The sequence below is a fragment of the Paenibacillus riograndensis SBR5 genome (assembly GCF_000981585.1).
GTDB classification, from domain to species: domain Bacteria; phylum Bacillota; class Bacilli; order Paenibacillales; family Paenibacillaceae; genus Paenibacillus_AQ; species Paenibacillus_AQ riograndensis.
Genome location: NZ_LN831776.1, coordinates 3,847,650 through 3,871,431, shown reverse-complemented (window position 1 = coordinate 3,871,431; position 23,782 = coordinate 3,847,650). Strand labels below are relative to the sequence as shown.

At 48.9% G+C, this 23,782-nt stretch carries 19 protein-coding genes; 3 read left to right on the top strand and 16 right to left on the bottom strand.

The genetic code is table 11. From position 1 onward, the window contains the following. Positions 1-61: 61 nt before the first annotated feature. The 8 genes from PRIO_RS16185 to PRIO_RS16150 form a co-directional block, all read right to left on the bottom strand. Positions 62-940 (bottom strand): carbohydrate ABC transporter permease, encoded by an 879-nt coding sequence (locus tag PRIO_RS16185; protein ID WP_046503462.1) that lies wholly within the window; start codon positions 938-940, stop codon positions 62-64. A 16-nt stretch (positions 941-956) separates the two neighbouring features. Continuing rightward, positions 957-1,922 carry an ABC transporter permease gene (locus PRIO_RS16180; RefSeq protein WP_020429488.1) on the bottom strand — a complete coding sequence of 322 codons (966 nt, stop codon included), beginning with the start codon at positions 1,920-1,922 and terminating at the stop codon, positions 957-959. Positions 1,923-1,944: 22 nt separating this feature from the next. Further along, positions 1,945-3,585: an extracellular solute-binding protein gene (locus tag PRIO_RS16175; protein WP_231869916.1), complete on the bottom strand. Its 1,641-nt coding sequence runs from the start codon at positions 3,583-3,585 to the stop codon at positions 1,945-1,947. A gap of 542 nt (positions 3,586-4,127) precedes the next feature. After that, a complete protein-coding gene (locus tag PRIO_RS16170) occupies positions 4,128-5,555 on the bottom strand; it encodes an extracellular solute-binding protein (protein ID WP_020429492.1) in 1,428 nt (475 codons plus the stop codon). Between the two features lie 402 nt (positions 5,556-5,957). Further along, positions 5,958-6,173 carry a hypothetical protein gene (locus tag PRIO_RS36825; protein ID WP_052741404.1) on the bottom strand — a complete coding sequence of 72 codons (216 nt, stop codon included), beginning with the start codon at positions 6,171-6,173 and terminating at the stop codon, positions 5,958-5,960. Positions 6,174-6,235: 62 nt separating this feature from the next. After that, positions 6,236-7,183: an IS110 family RNA-guided transposase gene (locus PRIO_RS16160; RefSeq protein ID WP_046501296.1), complete on the bottom strand. Its 948-nt coding sequence runs from the start codon at positions 7,181-7,183 to the stop codon at positions 6,236-6,238. A gap of 666 nt (positions 7,184-7,849) precedes the next feature. After that, complete coding sequence (locus PRIO_RS16155) at positions 7,850-8,713, bottom strand: cation diffusion facilitator family transporter (RefSeq protein WP_046503457.1); 864 nt, start codon at positions 8,711-8,713, stop codon at positions 7,850-7,852. 278 nt (positions 8,714-8,991) lie between these two features. Beyond that, positions 8,992-9,495: a ferritin gene (locus PRIO_RS16150; protein WP_020434164.1), complete on the bottom strand. Its 504-nt coding sequence runs from the start codon at positions 9,493-9,495 to the stop codon at positions 8,992-8,994. A 201-nt stretch (positions 9,496-9,696) separates the two neighbouring features. Here PRIO_RS16150 and nagZ point away from each other — a divergent pair, with 201 nt between their 5' ends. Next, positions 9,697-11,046, top strand: a complete 1,350-nt coding sequence (gene nagZ / locus PRIO_RS16145; protein ID WP_231869915.1) for a beta-N-acetylhexosaminidase — start codon at positions 9,697-9,699, stop codon at positions 11,044-11,046. Between the two features lie 96 nt (positions 11,047-11,142). On the opposite strand, the gene PRIO_RS16140 is transcribed toward nagZ, so the two are convergent. The 5 genes from PRIO_RS16140 to PRIO_RS33905 form a co-directional block, all read right to left on the bottom strand. Further along, a complete protein-coding gene (locus PRIO_RS16140; RefSeq protein WP_046503454.1) occupies positions 11,143-12,231 on the bottom strand; it encodes an efflux RND transporter periplasmic adaptor subunit in 1,089 nt (362 codons plus the stop codon). A gap of 30 nt (positions 12,232-12,261) precedes the next feature. Next, a complete protein-coding gene (locus PRIO_RS16135; protein ID WP_020434167.1) occupies positions 12,262-13,650 on the bottom strand; it encodes an ABC transporter permease in 1,389 nt (462 codons plus the stop codon). Next, complete coding sequence (locus PRIO_RS16130; protein WP_020434168.1) at positions 13,637-14,362, bottom strand: ABC transporter ATP-binding protein; 726 nt, start codon at positions 14,360-14,362, stop codon at positions 13,637-13,639. Before PRIO_RS16130 ends, PRIO_RS16135 begins: the two co-directional genes overlap by 14 nt. 40 nt (positions 14,363-14,402) lie before the next feature. Further along, entirely contained in the window at positions 14,403-17,063 is a 2,661-nt protein-coding gene (locus tag PRIO_RS33910; protein WP_020434169.1) for a hypothetical protein, read from the bottom strand. Between the two features lie 120 nt (positions 17,064-17,183). Then, a complete protein-coding gene (locus PRIO_RS33905) occupies positions 17,184-18,026 on the bottom strand; it encodes a helix-turn-helix transcriptional regulator (protein ID WP_020434170.1) in 843 nt (280 codons plus the stop codon). A gap of 161 nt (positions 18,027-18,187) precedes the next feature. On the opposite strand from PRIO_RS33905, the gene PRIO_RS16110 reads away from it, so the two are divergent. After that, positions 18,188-20,242, top strand: coding sequence for a beta-galactosidase (locus PRIO_RS16110; RefSeq protein WP_046503451.1), 2,055 nt, complete (start codon positions 18,188-18,190; stop codon positions 20,240-20,242). A 177-nt stretch (positions 20,243-20,419) separates the two neighbouring features. Here the strand turns inward: PRIO_RS16110 and PRIO_RS16105 are convergent, their stop codons facing one another. Continuing rightward, positions 20,420-20,779, bottom strand: coding sequence for a hypothetical protein (locus PRIO_RS16105; protein ID WP_020434173.1), 360 nt, complete (start codon positions 20,777-20,779; stop codon positions 20,420-20,422). Positions 20,780-21,019: 240 nt separating this feature from the next. After that, a complete protein-coding gene (locus tag PRIO_RS16100) occupies positions 21,020-21,589 on the bottom strand; it encodes a TetR/AcrR family transcriptional regulator (protein WP_231869914.1) in 570 nt (189 codons plus the stop codon). A gap of 240 nt (positions 21,590-21,829) precedes the next feature. Between PRIO_RS16100 and PRIO_RS16095 the strand changes: the two genes are divergently transcribed. Next, positions 21,830-22,819: an NADP-dependent oxidoreductase gene (locus PRIO_RS16095; protein WP_046503446.1), complete on the top strand. Its 990-nt coding sequence runs from the start codon at positions 21,830-21,832 to the stop codon at positions 22,817-22,819. Here the strand turns inward: PRIO_RS16095 and PRIO_RS16090 are convergent. Then, positions 22,814-23,734 (bottom strand): alpha/beta hydrolase, encoded by a 921-nt coding sequence (locus tag PRIO_RS16090; protein ID WP_167345627.1) that lies wholly within the window; start codon positions 23,732-23,734, stop codon positions 22,814-22,816. The two genes, PRIO_RS16095 and PRIO_RS16090, sit on opposite strands and share 6 nt — an antisense overlap. Between the last annotated feature and the right edge of the window lie 48 nt (positions 23,735-23,782).

The following is a 23,782-nucleotide window of genomic DNA, read 5'->3' as shown; positions in this document are numbered from 1 at the left end:
TCTGTTTTTGCTCTCTTTCTCTGGACTTTGAGTTCACACTCTGGATCTGCTCTCCGTCTGCTTACTCTTTTAGCGCACCGATCATGACGCCTTTGACAAAATACTTTTGCAAAAACGGATAGATCAACAGAATAGGCACCGTAGCGATGATGATGGTCGCGAACTTGATGGACTCACTGATGCGGAACACCTCATCCTGCGTAACTCCGGCCAGCATATTCTGCGCGGAGGATTGAATCAGAATTTCCCTCAGAATCAGCTGCAGCGGGAATAAATTGCGGTCCTGCAAATAGATCATCGCCGGGAACCAGCTGTTCCAGTGCCCTACCGCATAGAACAGGGTCATAACCGCCAGTACAGGCATGGATAACGGCAGCACAATCCGCAGCAGAATACGGAAGTCATGGGCACCGTCGATTTTGGCGGATTCAATAAGACTGTCGGGTATGGACTGGAAGAAGGTCCGCATCACGATCAGATTAAAAGCACTCACCGCACCCGGCAGGAGCAGAGCCCACCTGGTATCGTACAGCCCAAGCTCACGCACATTAAGGTAAGCCGGAATCAGACCGCCGCTGAAGAACATCGTGAACACGATAAAAGCCATAATCAGGCTGCGGCCTTCCAGATTTCTCCGGGACAGCGGATAGGCGCCAAGCGTAGTCAGAACCAGGTTAATTAAAGTGCCTGCGATTACATAAATGAACGTATTCCCGTATGCCGTCCAGATCCGCTGATCCTCAAAAACCAGCTTATAAGCATCCGCATTGAAGCCCTTCGGCCAGAAGCTTACCTCGCCTGCGGCGATGGCATGGGCATCACTGAACGAGGACACCAGCACATACCACATCGGATACAGGAACAGGAAGGAACAAAAGATCAGGAACAGCACATTACAGCTGTCGAAGATCATTTCGGGAATGCTGCGTTTGATTACCACTGTTTTCCCTCCCCCCTCACCATAAACTATTTTCGGTGGTTTTCCGGCTGATCCGGTTCGCCAGCACCAGCAGTGTAAAATTGATGACGGAGTTGAACAGGCCTACCGCTGCCGAGAAGCTGTAATCGGCTTCCATGACACCCCGTCTGTAAACAAAGGTGGAGATGACGTCCGCCGTGACGTAAGTCCCCGGATTATACAGCAATATAATTTTGTCCCAGCCCACATTCAGCAGGGTCCCGACATTTAAAATCAAAAGGATTAGCACCGTGGGCAGAATTCCCGGTAGTGTAATATGTGTCAGCTGTTTCCAGCGCCCTGCTCCATCGACCACCGCAGCCTCATAAAGGCTCGGGTTAATGCCGGACAATGCGGCCAGATAAATAATGGAGTTCCATCCCAGGCTCTGCCACATGCCTGAACCTACATAAATTGTGCGGAACCATTCCGGAAGAATCAGAAACTGAATCGGCTCCGAGATGATTCCTATGCCGAGCAGCAGGCTGTTAATAATGCCTCCAGGCTTGGTGAAATCAATAATCATCCCGCAGATGACAATCAGCGAAATAAAATGCGGCAGATATGAGACCGTCTGCAGGAAGGATTTCAGCTTTTTGAGCCGGAGCTCATTAAGCAGCAGCGCGAAAGCCAGTGAAGCCGGAAAAATAAACAGCAGCGAATAAAAGCTCATAAGGAAAGTGTTCTTCAGCAACCGGAAGAAATAATAGCTCTCGAAAAACTTCTCGAAGTTTTTGAAGCCCACCCAGGGGCTGCCGGCAACACCTGAGAAAGGATTGAAATCTTTGAAGGCGATGATCGCCCCGTACATCGGTTTGTATTCAAAAATGAGAAAATACAGCACAGTGGGCAGCAGCATCAGATAAAGATAACGGTTGGACATCAATCGCTTCAGCGAGACGGAACTCCGTTTCGCCTGAAGTTTCCTGCTTTGGGCTTTGGCTGCATTTAAGGGTACTGCCATAGAGGTCTCCTTTCCCGGACACTTATTTTCCTTTGAACCGTTCATATGCAGCCTGGTATTGCTTCAGCACCTCGCCAATACCCATTTGCTCCAGCTGCTTCATCACCTTGTCATAATCATCGAAGCTCTGTCGTCCCATAATCTGGGCATTAATCGTTTCCGCCACATAGGTCTGAATGTCGGCCATGAGAGGAACCACAATTTCATTTTCTTCAGCCGTGAATTGAACCGGCGGCAGCTTCGCGTCAAAATCAATATAATCCTTGTAAATCTCCAGCGGATTTTCCGTTTGTCCGTTCGCTTCACGGATCTGCTCTGCATAACGGGTATCGGCAACTGTAGCCCAGCTTCCGCCGCCGATGGTATGGTTCAGCAGCTCCTGGGTATTGGTCAGCCCATTCGTTGGATGCGTAACCTCTTTCTTATAGACAGGCTCTCCGTTCACCAGATCATAAGACTTGCCTTCCACGCCGAAATTGTTCAGCAGGATTCCTTCATCGGAATACTGGTAGTCCAGCCATTTCATCACTTCTTCGGGATGTGCGGTCTTCGAGGATACAGCAAGCCCATGAGCTGCAGCCTGCCAGCGGAAGGAGACATGGCGCTGATCACCGTTTGGTCCCTTCGGAGGAATCGCCGCCGCTATTTTGAAGGTGTCGTGTTTGCCTTCCATCAGCGTTGTGAAGTTCCCCATATAGGAGCCCGACCAGCCGAACCAGGCACCAGCCACATCCGTGGTCACCTTCTCCGTCAGCGTCTGGAACGTTGTATCGACCAGATAGTTCGGGTCCAGCAGCTGTTCTTTGTACAGCCGGTTCAGATAGGCAACAACATCTTTGAACCGTGGATCGTTTGGTCCGTATTTCACTTCACCGTTATCCACGAAGAAGCCATATTCGACGCCAAAAGCCGGCGCGAACAGCATCATAATATTCTCCAGATTGACGGTGACGAGCGGAATTTCATCTTTTTTTCCGTTGCCGTTGGGGTCCTGCTCCCTAAAGGCTTTGAGCATGTTATACCAGTCTTCTGTAGTTTGCGGCATTGAGAGACCCAGCTTCTCCACCCAGTCACTGCGGACCTGCGGGAACATCTGAGTCAAATCCTGGGAATCGAGTACGAGGTTTGGGAGATAGTAGATATGCCCTTCGGGCGAGGTAATTTGCCCCCGGATATCCGGGTGGTCGTCGAGGATTTTTTTAAAATTAGGCGCATACTGGTCAATCAGATCTTCCAATGGAAGGAGCGCCCCCTGAGCACCGTATTTGCCTGAGTCCGTGCCCCACAGATCATTGTAGATGATATCCGGGAGCTTGCCGGAGGACATCAGCAAGCTGAATGCTTCTGCACTGGCTTCAGTACTGTGCTGAAAGTTGATATGAATGTTGGTGTTCTTTTCCATCTGCTGAAAGGATAATTTCTCATTAAAATTGGTTCCCCGGAAATTGCCCCCGCTTGGGGACCATAGGGAAAATTCCATCTTGTCCGCGACAATCGGGACTTGCAGGCCGCCTGCTGAGTGACTTCCTTCTACAGGAGGAGCAGATGTTGAACTCTGAGTTCCCGGTGAGCCGGATGGTTCGGCAGTGCTGCCGGCATTATTGCTTGTTCCGCCACAGGCCGACACCAGTGTAACCAGCAGCGTCATTACTGGCAGTAACATCGCTAGCTTCCTTTTAGCAGCATTCATAATTCAACCCCCTATTAATAAGTAAAAGTAAGATAGTTCCTATGATATATTTACTAACACACTATAAGGGAATCAACAGTACATCAAAGAGTTTCAGAAAAATAACTTAATCCTTGCATTCAGTCTTGAATTTCTCCACCAGCCTTTCACTTTTTCAGTATTTGTGCCAATTTTCTCATTCCTGACTTCTTTTTGATTCACAATTCAGATATACAGGACTGAAATTCCATTTTTCTGATATATATCTGATGTATTTATTATATTTTCACCATCTGTTGAAGTCAATTAAAATTTGAATATTCTTTCGTTTTTATGTAATCATACATTACACAGTCCTTTCACAAATGTAAGCTCACTACTTACTATTGTGAAAAATCTAACATGGTTTGACATGTTGCCAAGTACATATCTATTTTTCCAATCCCCGCAGTCCCAAAAAAACCGCAAAAAAAAAGCGCAACAACGGCCGCATTCTGCCTTCGTTACGCTTGATCCCAACCCATCACGGGATGCAATTATATGAGCGCCTTCGCTGCTCCACCGGCCTTCCCTTTATTTTCTTCGGCGATAAGCCGGCCCATTTCCTCGTACAGTGTCGTTTCATCAATCATTCTCGACCAATAAGCGTTCAGCAGCTTGCGGAAGCTTTGCAATACGGCAATGGGAAGACCCAAATCTCTGAGATATGAAAATGTTGGGAACAACTCTCTATACATCAGATATCTTGACGGACGGTTCAAATGATCATCCACGACCATTTCAGCATTCCGTTTGCGGGCCGGGATACTGACCGAACGCTCCCGGATCATCCGCTGCGCCTCAGGCGAAGCCAGAAAGCTGACAAATTGACGCGCAGCCTCCTTCTGCCGCGAATTCTCCACAACGGCCGCACCGATCGTAACAAGCAGCGTTTTTTGCGGGTCCTTTGCTTTGAGCGTAGGCAGCGGGGCCAAGTCATAATCCAGGGAAAGGTCCTTGAAATCATTCAAGTTGTAATAAGTCGTCAATATCATCGACACCTGCTCCTGGACAAACAGCGAGACCGTCTCATCATCATGGTTGCCAGCCAGATATTTAGGGAATATCTGATGATTATTCACCAGCCTGCTGTATACATTAAGACTGTTGGCCGTCTCGGGGCTCAGCGTTTGATGATGCTCACCGTCCTCCATCGTCCGGATTCCGCTCTGCAGGAGAAAGACGGAATAACGGTTCTCAGATGCAGGCACAAAATACACGGCGTGACGCCCGCGTTTCTCCGACAGCTTCCGGGCCGCCTCAATCAGATCATCCCAGGTCCAGTAACTGTCCGGCTCAGGCAGATCCGCCTCGCGGAAATGAGCTTTGTTGTAGCAGAGCACCACCGGGGAGAAGGAAATCGGATAGGCAAACAGCGCCCCGTTATGCAAAAAAGCCTCGCTTGCGATCGGATACAGTCCCGGGTCAGGTTCCAGCGTCTCCAGAAGCCCGGCTGAACCGTTCTCGGCCAGCTCCTGAAACTGGGTGCTGTTCAGCGACAATACATCCAGCATCCCGTTGTTGATCAGCTCCATGGCAGAGTTCACATGGTCGAAATTATTCAGCGCGAGCGGCAGCACATGAATCCCGGGATGCAGCCGGTGGAATTCTGCAATGAGATCATCCAGCTTGAAGTCCTTCGTCAGGGATGAGCTGCAGCCAAAATGAATCCGGATCCTTTCCTTGACCGATTCCATCACCATGCTGCCCACACGGTCTATTTTCACAATCAGGCCTTCCTGTACTAGGACATCCAGCCCTCTCCGGACGGATTTATTGCTTAGCTCAAACTGCTTGGCCAACGTGCTCTCGGCAGGCAGATACGCTCCAGGCTGCAAAATTCCGCTCAGGATGTCAGTCCGAAGCTTGCTTACCATATATTCCAATCGTTCCCGGAAAGACTGCCGGCCTGATTTATTATTCATGCATTATTCTCCCTGTATCACTCAAATTTACATCATGACCCTTCTATTTTGCTTCAACTTTGAAAGGTTGTCAAACGCATATCTGCCAAAATGCAGCAAAAAAAGCCTGTACCGTCCTCCACGGGACAGCGCAGCCGTCTTGGTTCTAGCGTTACCTGGAGAACGACTCCCCATGAATCCTACGGCAACTCTTTAAGTGGAAAAAGGTTAACTAATTTGCCGAAGTACCCTATCCTCGGGCAGATAAAGTGGAAAAAAGGACACTAATTCAGCTCATTTCGCCATTGGACCAGAAATGTGGCCCAATTTATACGAAAATAACTTTGTCGCTTCACAGCTCGAAAGTAAATTTTGCTTTAAAGATCCCCTATATCGGAACTTCATTTTTTTAAAAAGTGGGTATCATGTAATAGGTGTCAGTTCCACTTGGTAGCCTAGCTTTTGAAGTTTTTTAATCAGGTAATTTGCGGTCTGCTCTGGGGTGTTCAGATATTCCGTCCCCAGCTCGGTATAGGGGACTTTATCCCGAAGCATCACATACATGATTCGGATCATCGCATGGGCTAAAGCGACGATGGCTTTCTGTTTTCCTGCCCGTTTCACGATCCGACTGTACATAGCGGAAAGCCGATTATTCTTGGACTTGCTCGCTGCCCAAGCGCACTGGACGAGTACGGCTTTCAGACCTCGGTTCCCGCGTTGGTTCTTTTTACTTTTTTTTTACCGGCGCTCTCATGGTTGGCTGGACACACCCCGACCCAAGAGGCCAGATGAGCTTCACTTGGAAAAGGAGACACGTCGGTACCCAGTTCCGCCACGATGCTCGCCGCGGCATCCGTGCTCACGCCTGGAATGGTATCCAGCAGTTCAATTTCCTTCCTGTATGGTTGCACCAGTTCCTCAATTTCAGCTTCCAACGTCTGCATTTCACTCTCCAGATACTGCAAATGATCCCAATGACGCCGGATCATCTTCCGGTGATGCAGACGTAGTCGGCCGTTCATCGCTTCGACCAGTGAAGGCACCTTCATCTTCAGCCGGGTATGCACCAGCTTGCGGACCTCATGCACCTCCAGCACTTCGCCATTCACAATCGAGTCCAGTAGCGCACGACCGGAAACGCCAAAAAGATCGGAGACATACGTGGTCAGTTTAATGTTGGCATCTTGTAGAATTTTGTGAATCCGGTTCTTTTCTTGCGTCGCGTTTTGCTTAAGCTTGCGCAGATACCGGGTAAGGTCACGCAAATCGCGGATGGGCTCGTCCGGGACAAAGCTTCCCTCAATCAAGCCGCAGCGGTGGAGCTTGGCGATCCACTCGGCATCCTTGACGTCGGTCTTCTTCCCGGGCATATTGCGGATGCGTTGCGGGTTGGCCAGCGTGATCGTACAGGTGCTTTCTAGAATGTTCCACACGGGTTTCCAAAAGACCCCTGTACTTTCCATGGCAATCTCGGTACATCCCTGCTGCTCCAGCCACTCCTGTAATCTCAAAAGCTCGCGGGTCGTGGTTCCAAACGTCTCGATCACGGACTTGGGTTTCTTCTCCAGGGGGCCACTCAGTAGACAAACCACCACCGTCTCCTGATGAATATCCAACCCGGCACAGCGTTCACGAATGGCATCCATATTCCCTACCTCCAAGCTAAAAGTATGCGTGGATCATGCAACCTAAAGAGGTGAAATTTTATACACGTGCTCGTGGCAACACTCGGCGATCCTCGTCGTTGCAGTTGGTCAGATTAGGTTACGGGATGTTTCACCAATATTGAATCGACCTCTGATCCACAGCACGATTTTACCAAATATATACTCTGACTTCACCTGATTTTCATGACCGACGGTGGCCGCCAGGCCATGGGTGATTAGGTTTACTTTTTTCCACTTCACTCTCAGGATTTCTTAATTTCCGGAAAAATAAGTTCCCTTTTTCCAACTAGCACCTGCGAAGAAGCCGGTAAAGACGGATCGCCCTATTCCTTCGCGATCGATCCGCAGCCGTTACGGACAGGAGAGCCCTTATTGAGAGAAGATTCGGCTATTCCGCAGGACTACGGACTGAGATGCCTTTCTTTCTCCCTTTCCCCTTTATTCCTGGCTCCATCGAACGTTATAACGGCTCCTGAGTCCGTATCCGCTGAAAAAACAGGTTTTTTGGCAAAATAAGGGCTCCTCGGTCCGCTTCAGTTCGCGGATGGAGCCCTATCCTCCTGCATCGCGTATATTCCTGTGAGGTTTCCAAGATACCCACATTTTTCCACAGTGGATTACAGTTAATTTCTTTGCATTAGCCAGTTATACCGGCTCTATATGTACCAATACATTAGACACCTGGTGCCGGTCCTTCAGCTGATCTTCAATCTCTTCCGTGATGTCATGGCTCTGGACCACATTTAGGTTGGAGTCTACACATACAGTAGTATCCACCAACACATTATTCCCGTGGATCCGGGCTTTGATATCTTTGATCGATTCTACCCCTTGAATCTCGGCAACCGTCTGCTTCATCAGCTCAAGTTCATTGGCGTCGAAGCCGTCAGTAAGATCATGTGTGGCTTTGCGGAAAATCTCCCATGCCGTCTTGCAGATCATTAACCCGACAATGATTCCCGTCAGTGGATCGAGCCAGGGCAGACCAAATTGGGCACCGATAATCCCGGTAAAAGCTCCAATACTAACGAGCGCATCTGACCGGTTATCTTGGGCAACCGCCAGCATAGCATTGCTGTTCAGCTTGCGGGCCAGCCGGATATTGTACATATAAACCGCGAACATAACTACCGCGCAGCCGGCTGCCGTCCATGCAGCAATGAGATCCGGTGTTTCGAGTGCGGGCTGAATGAATTTGTTCACACCCTGATACAGAACTTGAAGTCCTACAGCGATCATAATAAAAGAGGCAACCAGCGCGGCTACGGTTTCCGCTCTAAAATGCCCGTAGCTGTGATTGGAGTCCGGCGGCCTTCTGGAAATCTTGAGTCCGGCCAGAATTGCCAGGGAGGCAATTATATCCGTGCTGTTGTTAAGGCCGTCGGCCAGCAGTGCCTGAGAACCTGAAGCTGTACCTATCAATAGTTTGACCGCAGACAGCAGGATGTAGGTAAACAGACTCAGCCAGGCGCCTTTTTCACTTTGTTTGATGTCACTGTAGTTTTCCAAGCCAAAGAACCTCCAAAGAATAGTATCGTTCTATACTACACTCTGAATAGCGGGTGGGTCTAGAGAAACAGTGTTGCCGGGCCGCGCAAGTGTTCCCCCCGCTAAATAGAGTTGGCAGCCCGGAATTGTTTTGCCGCCCGCAACATAGTTTGCCCCTGTTCAACTTAAGCTTCGGCGGTGCCTGACTAGAGGTTGGTTAAATGCGCCGGACTGACAAAACCCCTCCTGACCTGAGTTTCCGGTCTGGAGGGGCGTAAGTTAAATAGGATGAACGTTTCTTATTCAGCCGGAGCGGTGAAAGTGCGTCCTGCAAATTCAGCATCCAGCATGTAGAAAGCATTGCTGTCGGTTTCAATCCGCTTCAGCTTGGCGATAATATTGCTGAACAACGCCTCTTCTTCCACCTGCTCATCAATGAACCATTTCAAGAAATAGATTGTCGCATGTTCACGTTCATCGAGCGCCAGGTCAGCCAAATGATAGAATCTTGTCGTGTTCTGCTGTTCATGCGCGAACGCATGTTCAAAGGCGTCCAGCATCGATGAATACTCGTTTTTAGGCTCAGGAAGTGCAGCCAGGGTTGCGCGGAAATCGCGGTCATTCAGAAATTTGTAGATTTTCATTGCGTGGAAGCGTTCTTCTTCCGCCTGGATCAGGAAAAAATTAGCGAAACCGTCGAGACTTTCACCGGAGCAATACGCGGCCATTGCCAGGTATACGTGAGCCGAATAAAACTCAAAGTTCATCTGTTCATTCAGAGCATTCACTAATTCATCTTTCATTAGACAGTCTCCTCATCCTTCAAATTTTAATTATTATGTAGATATCCTTCCTTATCTTATCACCGCAACTGGCAGTCAGCAAGTACAACGGCAGTACTCTTAATAATGGTATTGTACGGTTAAAGATTGGACATGATACAACAAATCTTGCTACCCGAACATGATATTATAGATCAAAAAAGGAAGGATGATGAACCTCCTATGTCAGGGGTAAAACCGCTAAAAAAAATGAAAAACCTGTATTATAGTATACTCAATCTATTGGCTCTTATCCTGCTCCTGCTGCTTGCAACGGGATGTAACAGCAATGCTGCCACACCATCCAGGACCGCCGCTCCAGCCCCTTCCCCGGCAACAGGGGCTGCACCGGAGCAGCCGGCAGGTCCCTCTTCTTCCCCGGAGGCTTCCCTGCCGCCGGCCGCTGAGTCAGGTCCGGTCCCCTCCCAGGAGGTTGACGCGCTGACCAGAAAAATTGCCGGAATGACCCTGGAAGAAAAAATCGGGCAAATGCTGCTAGTCGGGATTGACGGCACCACATTGGAGGCAGAAGCAAAAAGGGTGATCACGGACGACAAAGTCGGTGGAATTATCCTGTATGCGGACAACATCAAGGATCTGAAAGGTATGGTCAATCTCATTAATGCGCTGAAAAAGAGCAATACAACGAATCCCGTTCCACTATTCATGAGTGTCGACCAGGAAGGCGGCAAGGTGAGCCGGATGCCTAAGGAATATGCCTCCATCCCCTCAAACGGCAAAGTGGGCAATAGCAGTGATTCAGACGCAGCCGGGACGATGGGCAAGCTGCTGGCACGGGAAGTGCGGGCAGGCGGGTTCAATATGAATTTTGCGCCTGTCCTCGACATCAACAGCAATCCGGATAACCCTGTCATCGGCGACCGTTCATTCGGCAGCACTGCCAGCATAGTGAGCAAACTGGGGATTGCTGAAATGAAGGGCATAGAGAGCGAAGGCGTTGTGCCGGTGGTCAAGCATTTCCCCGGACATGGGGATACTTCGGTCGACTCTCACCTGGAGCTCCCGGTGGTGAACAAGACCGCTCCCCAACTCGCCAAGCTGGAATGGCTCCCTTTCCAGGCCGCCTTCAAGGAGAAAGCAGACGCGGTCATGGTGGCGCATATTTTGTTTCCCCATATTGATCCCGACTACCCGGCATCGTTATCCCGGATTATCATCGGAGACCAGCTTCGCGGCGATATGGGATACCAGGGAGTGGTGATCACGGACGACCTGACCATGGGAGCCATTATGAAGCATTTTGATCTTGGCGCCGCAGCAGTAGAGACCGTTGATGCAGGCAGCGACATCCTGCTCATCGCTCATGGATATGAGAATGAGCAGCTGGCCCGGAAGGCATTGCTGCAAAGCGTTCGCGGCGGTACGCTCGACGAGTCGCGGATCAACGAAAGTGTCTACCGTATTTTGGCTCTGAAGCAGAAATACAGGTTGACTGACAAGCCGGTTCCCGTCCCTGATCTCGCTGAACTTAACAATGAAATCAAAATATGGCGCAGTAACCTGTCTAAATAACAAGAAAAGAAGTAATCCGTCCACTAACGTGGATAAATTACTTCTTTTCGATATACATCGGCTGTATGGCTTGTGTCTCCCCGAAAATAACGGGTTCTACTGAAGCACTACGGTGTCGCCGGGTTTTAGTCCGGATAGAATCTCTACCTTATCCGTCGTTTCCAATCCGGTTTTAACTTGTACCTTTTCTGTTTGTCCATTGCCTTTGTCCAGCATGACGTAAGAGAGATCCCCTTCATGAATGATAGCAATGTTGGATACCGCAGTAACGTTATCTTTGCGCAAGGTTTCAATCTCGCCAGTCAAGCTGAGGCCGCCAATTAAAAGCTCATTCGGCTCAAGCGAAATAACCACTTCAAACTGTGGCGCTTGGGTAGTTGTTGTATCCTTGGCCGATACAGTCGTGGCAAATTTGGATACCTTTTTTACTACTCCGGTCAGCTTCACATCCTTGGAAGCTGTCATTTTGACCTTTACCTTCATTCCCGGCTTGATGTTGAAGACATCCTGTTCACCCACAAGAGCGATAAACTGTAATTTGCTGAGGTCCACGATTTTGCCGAGGTACTGGTTGTCGGTTACCATACGTGGAATTTCACTGGCATTGTCGAACAGGAAAATCCCTGAAGAAGGGGCATGATAGCTCGCTGACTGAATCTTCTTTTTCTTGTCCGCAATTTCCCGTGCCTGAATCTCTGCATTTACCTGGTTTAGGTCATCGCCGATTCTTGAAGTCTCTTGGGTGGCCAGCGCTTTTAACCGTTCTGCTTCAGTAGCGCCGACAGCTGCTGACTCCTCAGTCTGTTGGCTGACGAAGGCATTCAGCTCAGCTTCCAATTTAGCTTTGCGGATCGTTGCCTCCTGGGTGGCAATTTCATTCTTGAGTGTTTCAGTGTCTAGCGTATACATCACTGCGCCTTTTTTCACTTGCCCTCCGTTTTCTACTTTCCATTCCGTTACTTTGGAAGCAAATGGAGCATAGACCAGGGTTTCATGCTCATACTTTGATGTGCCTTTAATCTGGATGGATTTTGTCATCGATTCTTTGGTTACCGGGAAAGAGATGACCTGCGCCGGCTCCGCTGGCTGAAGCTGCTCTTTGGGTTTACTCATTTTGTCATAGATAAAATAACCGGCGACCGCCAGTATCGCCACTATGATAATCCACTTTATAATCCTCTTCATTCCTGTGACTTCCTTTCAGCTTATAAATGGCTAATCCCGTTTGATCGCAGTGAGCGCATTGGTTCTTGCTGCACTGATTGCCGGATATATCCCTGATAACACCCCGGTTAATACTGCAAAAACAATACCAACGGGAATGGAGTTCAGCGGAATTGATACGACAAGACTCTCGCCGGTACCCATTGTCATTTGTCCAGAGCTGCTGACGAGCTTGTTAATGCCCTCCACAATCAGATATGAAAAACCAATCCCGAGCAATCCGCCCATAAAGCCCAGCAAAGCAGCCTCCATGATGAACATAGTGCGGATTTGCCTCATGTTGGAGCCCAGCACCTTCATGATCCCGATCTGCCGCCGCCGCTGGTGCGTAGACATCGTCATAGCTACGATGATGGAGATGGAAGCAATAATCAGGATAAACCCGCCCACTCCTAAGGCTACCATTTTGAACATGGCAAATTGGGACTTGAGCTGTTCCAGTTGATATAGGTTGTTGCTCGTGTTCAAGGTCAGCTTCTTAATCAGTGTCTCTACTTGAGGCAAATTATCCTGATTATCTACCCGGATGAGCGCTTGATTGTAGGTTTGACCCGTTTCGGGTTTATCGGGCTTTATGTTGAATTCATCCTTAAGCCTGTCATAAGTCTCTTGGGATACATAGATCTTTTTATCATACATAGCTTGATCAGCGCTCATCCCATCCGACTTTTTCAATATGCCGGCCACTTGAAGCTGGGAGCTGAGGTAGCTTTTCACGCCACCGGTTGAATTATCGTAGTCACTATGTCTGAATTGAACCTGCTGTCTGTACAAATTAGAGGGCATTCTGGACAGTTCATCATATTGCCGCATTACTTCAGGGTCATAGGAATTACTGCTCAAACTCTCCATCAGCTTCTTTTGGGTTTCTACATCCATAAGCCCAATCGTGGCGCCGTAGTTAAGCACTACGCTGCCAATTTGTTTGCTGGGCACACCTTGCTGAAAAGAAAAATCATATTTGGTCAGCAGGCTGAGGTCGGTCACCACTAAGTTGAAGCTGGATATTTTGTTGTCAGTGGTTAAGAGTTCAAAGTATCCGGCATCTTGAAATGGAGCGGCAGCCGTGACATGCTTGAGTCCCCTGATAATATCCAGCTTCTGTTCAGTCAGCTTTCCGACATTCGAATTGGCCCCTGTTTTGGTCGCAGTTGGTCCGCCGCCTTGCGATACCCCTTCATTCGGCATCACGGTAATTTCATCCATTTTAAACTGGGCTGTGACTTCACGGCTGACATAGCTCTGTACAGAGTCGCCAAGACTCAAGGCAACGACAATAGCCGAACAGCCGATAGAGAGCCCCAGCATACACAGGCCCGTTACAACCTTTCTCCGTTTAATCTGGCCCCATGCCAAACGGGTCACATCAAGAATTCTCACTGTCAGGGACCCCCTCTGCAGGTTCTGATTCAGCGGTACCGCGTTTTTCAGTAATCATGTGGCCGTCCCGCAGCGTAAAGATACGCTGCATATGCTCCGCTACCTCAGGCTCATGAGTGACCACAATGAACGTGGTTTTCATTTTTTTGTTCAAATCAATCAATATCCTAATAATCTCTTCTTCTGTTGTGGTATCCAGATTACCGGTAGGCTCATCCGCAAAAATAATTGACGGCTCCGTAATCAGCGAGCGGGCAATACTGACCCGCTGCTGCTGGCCCCCGGACAGCTGAGAGGGAAACATCTCCGATTTGTCCGGGATCCCCACCGCCTCCAGCAGGGCAAGCGATTTTTTCTTGCGGACCGACGGTGAGACGGATTGAAAGACAAGCGGCAGCTCCACGTTTTCGCGTACCGTCAGGCTGGTGATCAGCTCATAAGCCTGAAAGATGAACCCGATATTTTTGCGCCGGAATACCGCCAGCTTGTTCTCCCCCATCTTGACAATATCCTGGTCGGCAATATAAATATGACCTTCCGTCGGCTTCATCAGGCCCGCCATCAAATTCAGCATTGTGGATTTGCCGGAGCCCGAGCTGCCCAGCAGGGCGACCATATCGCCCTGATGCACCTCAAAGCTGATGTTATGAAGCACCGGCGTCACTTCACTGCCGCTTTTAAACGTATGTGATATATTCTCCACTCGCAACATAAGCTGCTCCTTTTTGTACTTTGATATCATTGCTTATCCGTTACTCGCTGGTTGCCGCTCTCTCAATCTTCAAGGTATACGCCTGGTTGGCCAGTTCGATCCGCTCGCCCTGGAATTCATCGTACAGTCTGATTGAGTATATTCCGCCAGCCAGCTTTTTGTAGGTCTCGCTGCTGAAGGACATGGAATACCTGTTGTTGTCCCCTTCTATCAGATCCGTTCCGAGCGTGAGGCTCTTCTCTTGCGACTGTCCGTAAGGATCGGTCATTTTGAGCACAAGCTTGTGGTCGAAAGAACCGATATCATAGCTGATATCACGCAGCAGGCTGTAATTCATGGTGATATTGATCGTATCGCTGCCTCGCGCATTGCGGCCTTCTGAATTAAGAACGGATAAGGTATAAGGATACAGCGTAACCTTGGACAAATTGTTAACCGGCGTGATGTACTGCGGACTAAGTTCCAGTGCTGAGACATTGATGAAGCCTGTGGATTCCTGTCCAGCCTCTGTAAACTTGTTCCCGTTGATGCCAGGTCCCAAATAGAGAGTAACATCCGAGGCATCCACTGATTTCGGGAGCTTCGCCCAGAACGTAACCAGCTGCTTGCCGCCAGGTGTCGCCGCCATATCCGGCTGTACTGGAGTGGTCTCATACAACTGTCCGTCTGCAGTTTTAAAGTAGGCCTGAAGGCGGGCCATTTTGCTTTGTCTTTTCTCTTCACTGCTCAAGAACATTTCCGTATAAACAATATTTGAGTTAATCCCCTGGTAGATGACTGTTTTGTTTTCCTGCACTTTGGCATTTTTACCTTTTCCGACAATGGTATAGCTGCCGCCTCTGTCAACCTTGTATACGGCATCTGTTACACTGCTCGTGTTCAACGACAGGAATGGCACATTTTCTTCTTTCACTACAGAGTACAGATTGACCCGCGTTGATTTGAAATCCGTAGTATAAGGAATTTTGCTGAATACATATACTTCCGCACTTTTCCCTGGAGCAATGGAAGAAGCTTCCTTCTCCATGAACAGGTCCGTAGATGCTGACAAGTCGTTGTTGTCCAATTTTAGAGCGCCCTTAAGATCAGGCAAGGTAAGGTTCACCGATTGTGTATTGGTGATATTCAGCTTGGCGATCAGAATGTCGTCATTTTTCCATGGAAAACGCTGGAGAGACATCAGGCTATAGTCGAAAGTGCCATATTGATTGGTGATCCGGTAATTCATAGCTTTTTGCGTGTCCGCACGGAGTGTGTAAGGAACGGCGAAATAAGCGACAGGAATAGACAGCTTAGCCGTAGCACTTGGTGAGACGATTGTGCCTGGAGAGTTGGAACCTCCGGTTCCTCCAGCCCCACCAGCCCCTGATCCCTCAGGTGTTGATCCCGAAGTCCCTGGTGTTCCTTGTGCTGGCGCACTAGGTGTATTGCCACTGCTGTTCCCGCTAACCGATTCAATCATTTGCAGCTTGAGCGTGTTCTGTTCGACCTCAAGCGGAATCTGAGCGGTCAGTTGGACCACTTTTTCCTCCATCGGTTTCAAGCTCGCTCCGCTTACACCATTGGAGCTGATCGGGAAGGTTGTGCCTTTAGCTGTTCTAACCGAAAGGTCATAGGTAGGCAGGACAACTGCTTGTTTGCCGGCATTTTTAAGCCGGAACTGGAAAGTCCATATCCCTGCGGCATCTTCCCCATAGACATTTGCGCCAGTCAATTGCAATTCGATGGTATTGCTGTTGATGCCGATCTTTTTGATGGCGCCTTTGCCAACATTCAGGTCAGGGGTTACCGCCGCAGGAAGCTTGTACGAAAATTTAGGGAGCTCAAACTTAAGCGTCTCATCCCTCTGGACATATTGCACCTTCATGTTGTCGGTCTTCAGATACGGCGGAATCTCAGTCACGTAATAGATGGTTTTCTTCTCTTGCGGCTGAATTTTATATCCAGCCAGCGAATTGTCGAGTGCCAGCTCGAATGCAGTTCCGCTTGCAGACATTAGGTATGCTGTATAGCCAGGGTCCGTGAGAACCTTGTTCCCTTCATTGCTGAAGTTGATGCCAACCTTAGCGAATACCTTGCCGCCATACTTGTAGATCTGCAGGGATTCGGAAGCAGCAGAGACAGGAATGTTATTCATGGTGACGTTCTGTCTTTGGCCACTCACTGCACTTGAAGAATAATTAGCCGGAAGGCTGATGGCCCCTGCGTGTCTCAGGTAACCTTTGCTTTTGGGGTCCCATACATACACTGATACTTTTAGGCCTTTGAGTGAATTGATTTTGCCTAGGTTGACGTAGTAGATCACCCGTTCGGTTTGTTTGGAAACTACTTTGTTCTTAGCTGCGTCGGCGGTCACCGGGTTGCCCGGAATGACGGAGCCTCCGGAAGTAACCACCCGCGAAAAATAATGGCTCAGGTTTGCATTGCTGCCGCCTGAGTTGGAATAGTTCAGTGTGTAGGTCAGAATATTCCCGCCAGACTGAGACCAGATGCTAACATCCTCCAGCGTAGCTTTGACACCCGCCTCAAGCGGAATGGACCCCAGATTCTTGGGCGCGGTGCTGGCGGCAGATGCTGCCGATACCTTCGCTCCGGCGTTGTTTGCTGCTGCCGTAGCGGCAGAGGCGGGGTAAACAGACATTTGGCCAATAATAAAAGTACTTAACAACAATGCGATATATGTAGTTCTATGCTTTCTCATTCATTTCCTCCCACGAAGATTTACTAGGATTATTATAGAGGTTGAAGGTGAGGTAATTGTATCCAATTTGTAACCATTGGTTGCAATTTGTAACCTTTTGATGAAAATTGCTATAAGCTGTTAATTTATAGTAATTCCGAAGACACGCCGGTATTGGTTGGGGGGCATTCCCTCAAACTCCCTGAATACTTTAATGAAATAGCTCGATTGGGCAAAACCGGCCTGGCGTGCGATTTCCGCAACGGTGAGCCCGGTGGATACAAGCAGCAGCTTGGCTCTGGCCAGACGGCAGTCCGTCAAAAAGCGGTTGGGCGTTTTGCCCATAACCAGCCTGAACAGACGCAGAAAATGATAACTGCTGTAACCCGACAGCCGGGCCATGCTCTCCAGAGTCCAGGCTCCGGCGCACTCCCTGTGGATAATATTCGCCGCGTTGCGGATGGAATGCCTGATCTCCAGGGAGACAGCACCGTGCTGCGGCTCGGAATTTTGCAGCAATGTGATCAGGATTTCATATAGAAGCGCCGACAGGCGCGGTTCATAGCGGGTCTCATAGGATACGCCTAGCCGGTACATCTCTTCGAATAAGCTTTCCAGCCCGGCTTCCGGATCAAAGGTGAAAAAGTAGCCGCGCGACTGGTCGACCTCTTCCAGCAAAGGCAGCGGCAGACCGGCCCCAAAGTGTACCCACCGTACATCCCAGGGCCGGCTCAGATCGGAACCGTACTGCTGATAAGCTCCTCTCGGGAAAAGAAACCCTTTGCCTCTCCCCATCGGAATCCGTTCCCCTTCATGAAACACATAACCTTCCCCGGCAAAAATCAAATGTAAATTATAGCTGTTCAGCAATCCCTCCGATCTTCTCTCCGCATGCTGCGGGAAGTTGCTGTAGTGACCAAGAAATTCCGGATAACATACATATTTGGTGTAGGCCGGTGTTGGCAGATAGCATTGCTTATTCATTAGACGAACAATTCCCCCCTGTGCTATGCAACAATCTAGCAATATCGTTATATTAAAGCAATATTTTGTTATATAATATTTATTTCACTTGATAATACAATATATATGTCATCAGAATAAAGCATATTTTTAATAATATTTGTGATCCCTTGGAGGTTATGATGAGCAAACCTGCTGCAAATGAACGATTTGAGCTTGGCGTATGTTACTATCCTGAACACTGGCCGGAGGAGCTGTGGGCCGACGATTACCGGCGGATGGTTGAAACCGGATTCACAATTGTCCGTCTGGCCGAATTTGCCTGGTCCATCTTCGAACCTGAGGAAGGTGTCTTCCAGTTCGAATTGTTCGACAAGGCTATCGATCTGGCCCACAGCCATGGATTGAAGGTAATTCTGGGCACACCTACTGCCACGCCTCCCGCCTGGCTTACCGAACGTTATCCGGAAGTTCTGAATGTTACGAATGAGGGAGTTACCCTTCAGCATGGTATGCGCCGCCACTATAATTACAGCAGCCCCAAGTACCGGGAGCTCTGTGCCGCTATCACCAGACAGCTTGCGCTGCATTACGGCAATCACCCCGGTGTGGCGGGCTGGCAGATTGACAATGAGTTGAACTGCGAAATCAATGTGTTCTACTCGGAGAGTGATCACCTTGCCTTCCGGGAGTGGGTACAGGCTAAATACAAAACGCTGGACCAGCTGAATGACGCTTGGGGGACCGTCTTCTGGAACCAGACCTACACCAGCTGGTCACAGGTCTTTCTGCCGCGTCCCACCCCTACACCCAAACAGCCCAACCCTCACCAGGCGCTGGATGAGAAAAGGTTTATTTCGGACAATACGATTTCTTTTGCCAAAATCCAGGCGGATATCATCCGTGAGCTGGCCCCCGCCCAATGGGTAACCACCAATGGCTTGTTCGGTCATCTGGACAGCCATGAGCTGAATGAGAAGCTGCTTGATTTCTTCAGCTATGACTCCTATCCGCAGTTCGCAAGCATTCATACGGACCCGGAAGAAACGGAGCCGCTGCGGGACCGGAGCTGGAGTCTCTCGCTGTCCGCAGTCCGTTCCATCAGCCCGAACTTCTGCATTATGGAACAACAATCCGGCCCCGGGGGCTGGGTCAACCGTATGAATATGCCTTCACCCAAACCGGGGCAAATGCGGCTCTGGACCTATCAGTCCATTGCCCATGGAGCGGACAAACTGCTCTACTTCCGCTGGCGCACGGCAACGATGGGCCACGAGATTTACTGGCATGGCCTGAATGATTATCACAACCAGCCGAACCGCAGAGTAAGGGAGGCCGCACAGATCGGACGGGAGCTGGCTGAAGCAGGCAAGCATATTACCGGCACCCGCAATCAGGCGGGCGTTGCCATTCTGCGTGATTATGACAATGAATGGGACGGTGAATACGATGTCTGGCATGGACCGTTCATGTGGCAGAGCAACAAGGAATGGTTCAAGGCGCTGCAAAAGCGGCATATCCCGAATGATGTCCTCTACCTCCGCAGCAAGACCACGCTCGAAGACCTCATTCCATATCAGGTGCTGATCTACCCGCATCCGGCGATAATGAGCGATGAGACTGCCGGGCTGCTTGATCAATATGTGCAGCAGGGCGGAACACTTATTTTTGGCTGCCGGACCGGATACAAGGATACGCGCGGACAATGCTATATGCGGCCTTTTCCCGGTGCAGCCAGGGATCTGTGCGGAATCACCGTTGAGGAATTCACCATGGTCCAAGGCACCCGACTGCCGACCTCTATCCGCTGGGGAAATGACCCTGAGGCACTTACCGGGGCAGATGCTTTTAACGATATTCTTCACGTGGAAGAGGACACTGTAGAGGTCATGGGCACCTACGCGTCTGATTATTATGCCGGCAAACCTGCGGTTACCCGAAACCGGCGGGGTAAAGGTGAAGTTTGGTACTACGGAGCCGTTTTTAATGCAGAAGCAGCCCATAAAATCTTGGACAGCCTGAATCTTAGCTCCCCTGCCGCTGAATGGCTGGAGCTGCCCCCGGAAGTGGAGCTGCAGATCCGCAGCAATGATAAGTCCGGCTATGCATTTCTGTTGAACTACAGCGAAGAAGCCGTAACGATCACGCTCAAAGAGCCTAAAACCGATCTCCTGACCGGTGAAATCCTCTCCGGCTCCTGGAAGCTGGAAGGCTTCGGGGTTAGGGTGCTCTATTAAGGCTTCATGAACTGGCTGAATTCGAATTAAAACCGGATTATTGGTATAGAACTATACTGACTCTTCCTGACGCAGTGATCTGCAAAAGGAGGGGTCTTTTTTACATGTAGAATGAAATCAAAAAAGAGACAGCTCATAGAACCGTCTCTTTGGAAATATTAGGTATTGTTTATGCTGCTACTTCACTAAACTGTTCAGATAAGCATCTGCTTCTTCATAGGTTGGATAATGAACGGCAAACTTCCCGAACAATCTCTTCATCTGCATCTTCCAAACGGGGGTGTCGGCAACATAAACCCATCCGCCCACTCCATGGGCAACTGCTATATCTCCTGTAGGTGCAAGCATGGCAGCAACCTCAGGAGTAAGAATAGTCTTAGACTCAGTGACATCGGTAACTCCTGTGAAGCCAGGCTTCAACTTCTTCATAGCTTGTTCAAAATCAGATATGTATGCCGGAACATCAGCTTCTGTTAGGCCAAAAGCTTTTACAACCACTTGATTTTTTGCAACATTTACTTCCATTGTGTAAGGCATAATCATTCCCCCAGTTTAAATTCTACCAATTGATTTTTAATGAAGAAATCAAAATGGTAAGTATATTAAATTATCGGTTTTGTGAATTCATTATTTTAGGTAATAAGTTAATTAATGTTGTGAATGTTTTATATTTTAATATCTTCCTTGGATATCATGAATGTGTCGGGCAACCATATAAATAAAGAGAGGTGTGTAACTTATGGTGCACCATCGTTCCGATCTGGCCAATCTCACTTTTCATCTGTATTCATCGCCTTTGCGATCCAGCCCTAGACCGTTCATTACATAAGGACGCACAAGATCTGCAAGCATATCCACTCGATCTTTATCCTCCACATTTAACCAATACAGCGCAGCGCCATAGATTGCCGAACCTGTCATGGCCGCCATGATCTCTATGTAATACCTCTCCGCCCCAGGGTAGGTATCTCCTTTCAGAAAAATGCTTTCTATGGTTTGTTGCAACATTTTCTTTATCTTTTTATCCACATGTGTAGCCATGGAATTAGAGCTCATCCTACAGATATGGTAAAAATCCACAATATACCCGTGCATCGCCAAGATTAACTGGCTGCATATTTCATCAGTAAATTCTCCTGCACTCTTCACTTGTTCAGGAATCATCTCATGGAATGCCTCTTCTGTAATTTCTTCAAGTAAAGCATATTTATCTTCAAAATGAGCATAGAATGTGGCCCGGTTAATGGTAGCTTGTTGAGCAATATCCTTAATGGTGATTGCATCAAATCCTTTTCTAAACAACAAATCTCTGAACGATGCTCTAATAAGCTGTCGTGTGCGCAACACCCTCGGATCCTCCTGATTTACCATTTTCAATCCCCTTTTTAGACATCAAATATTACAATGTGTTGCCTATGCAACGTTCTTCTAACTCTGCTGATTGAAATCATAAGCATGCAATATTATCATCTTATCAAACAGGTGTTGCTTAAACAATCTGTGGCTGATTCTTTGAAAGAAGGATTTATGTTGAATACCAAAGTATAAAGAATTTTGATGTATGTTCAATTTAAGAGGAGGATTATTATGAAAGCTATTGCTTTGACAAGCTTTGGAATCCCAGAAGTGCTGAAGGAACTGGAACTGCCGGTTCCCTCACTCACCGATACACAGGTGCTCATCGAAATGCGCGCCTCTTCCATTAATCCAGCAGATTATTTATTTCGCAGCGGCGCGATTCTCCAGAGTCCAATGGCCCACAAATTTCAGGATCAATTGCAATTGCCCATGGTTCTTGGTAATGAAGTAGCCGGCATCGTTCAAGAGGTTGGTAGGAAAGTGACTCAATTCAAACCTGGGGATCGTGTTATGGGCATGGTTCAACGAGGTTCTTATATGGACTATGTTGCGGTGGAAGAAGATCATCTTGCCGTGATCCCTGAAAGTCTCTCCTTTGAAGAGGCAGGTGCCGCTCCTACGGTTGCCCTGACAGCTTGGCAAGCACTGTTTGAGCATGGCCATCTTCAACCGGGACAACGTATTCTTATTCAGGCGGGCGCCGGAGGAGTGGGACATGTAGCCGTCCAGTTGGCCAAACAACATGGAGCATATGTTATCGCAACCGCGAGGGACTATAATCATGATTTCGTCAGAGGACTTGGTGCTGACGAGGTCATCGACTATACTAAAGCCGACTTTACGACCCAAATAACAGATCCTGTTGATATCGTATTGGATACCGCCAAGGACGCATCCACTTTCGGTACCGGGTTACCAGGTGAAATCGGAGAGAAGAACTTCTCGGTCATCAAGGATGGTGGAACTTATATCTCAGTAGTGGCATTCGGAATCAATCAATATCCGAAGGTCCGCAATATTCACGCACATTTCTTCCAAGCCCAACCTAACCGTACCGATTTTGAATCCATCGCTCACCATATGAAAGGCAATAAATTAAAAATCCATGTCAATGAGACATTTGCCTTTACCGCTCAAGGCCTGCATCAAGCGTATCGCAAAAGCGAAGAGTTGCCGAAACGGGGAAAAATCGTCATATCGAAAAACTTGAGTTTATAACTTCCACGTTTTCCGGACAAAACTCCCGATATTCCCAATTGCCTCCTGTGCTTCGGGGAGCATAGCGGACATCATCTGGAACACACTCCACATATTTTCCCAAATTTCCAGTGTGACCTCCCCTCTTTCAGCACGAATACGCTCTGCCAGCTTTTCGGCATCACTTAACAGCACTTCCTGATCCCCGGCCTGGATCAACAGCGGCGGCAGCCCATGCAGGCAGAGCTTAAGCGGAGAGAGCAGCGCAGGAGGCTCACCGGCATAGCCGCCGAGGTAATCCCGCAGGATTCTCCGGTTCCCCTCCCGGCTCCCTGTGGGGTCCAGTTCAGCGTTGCTGTCATAGGACTCGCCGTCGAGATGAACGAGATCGCCATGCGGAGAGAGCAGGAACGCTGCAGCCGGTAGCCTTCCCCCTGATTCCCGCAGTGTGATCATCGTCATGAGCGCAAGCGTGGCACCTACAGAATCCCCGCCAAGGATAATATCCTCCGGCTGCAGGCCCGTCTCCAGAAGCCGGCAATAGGCGGAATAACAATCATCATTGGCGGCGGGATACACATGCTCAGGAGCAAGACGATACTCTACTGTCAGTACCGGCACACCGCTTGCGGCAGAAATTCTCGCAGCCAGATCACGGTAAACTTCACAGCTTCCGGAGATAAACCCTCCCCCGTGAAAATAGAGAATAACCTTCCTTCTGTCCTCCGGGTTATGACCCTTACAGGCATTTACCCATTCCCCTTGAAGCCCGTTCATATCTGCCTTTTCGGCAGATATGAACGGAAGCTGCTGCAGACGTTTGGCGGACTCCGCCAGCTCCAGCCGAATTTGCATTGCTGTTTTTCCGGCAGTCTGGTTATTTTGCTTCAAATGATTTTTGATGGCGGTAAGCATTTCTATTGAACTTGACATCATGTACATCCTCCCCGCATTGGCTTGATACCTGCATTCTAAACCCTGTAT